Source organism: Nocardioides sp. P4_G4 (assembly GCF_056401085.1).
The window spans coordinates 1-549 of record NZ_JBFUKA010000193.1; the positions used below are offsets into that span (position 1 = coordinate 1).

The 549-nt window shown below is 71.0% G+C and carries 1 protein-coding gene; it reads right to left on the bottom strand.

The window, feature by feature from the left end; translation table 11 throughout:
• Positions 1-83: 83 nt before the first annotated feature.
• Positions 84-549: DNA-3-methyladenine glycosylase (locus AC1DQF_RS21680; RefSeq protein ID WP_477527288.1), on the bottom strand; the 466-nt coding region annotated here is incomplete at its 5' end.

Here is a 549-nt window from a genome sequence, read left to right on the forward strand (position 1 = left end):
GGCTGGTGTTTCGCTGGCCGCTTGCGGCGACAGGTGAAACATTAGACCCACGGTTCGACCCGTGACAAATCGGGGTCCCCTCGTCACTGTTTGTGCAGGTCAGAGCGTCGTCGGGTCGGACGAGGTGCTGCGGGGCGGTACGCGGACACCGTCCGCTCCCCCGTCAGCCAGTAGCGCCAGGGACGGTCGGGCGCCCCACGCAGGCCCACCCGCGGGCCACTCGAGACGATTTCTGGTCCGGGCGTGTCGGCCAGCAGCAGGTTGACTCCCCCGTCGCCGAGGTCGATGCCGTCCTCGGCCAGGTCGATGTCGAGGGCCGTGCATAGGCGCGCCGGTCCGCGGGCGAGGTCCCTGTCGCTCGCGCCGGGGCGGCGTACCCGGGCGAGATCGACACCGGCGACCACCTCGCCGGCGCGGAGGAGGACGGCGGACGCCGTCCCCTCGGGTCCGCAGACCACGTTCGCGCAGTGGTGCATCCCGTAGGTGAAGTACACGTACAGGCGACCGGCCGGCCCGAACATGATCGCGTTGCGGGGAGTGCGACCACGG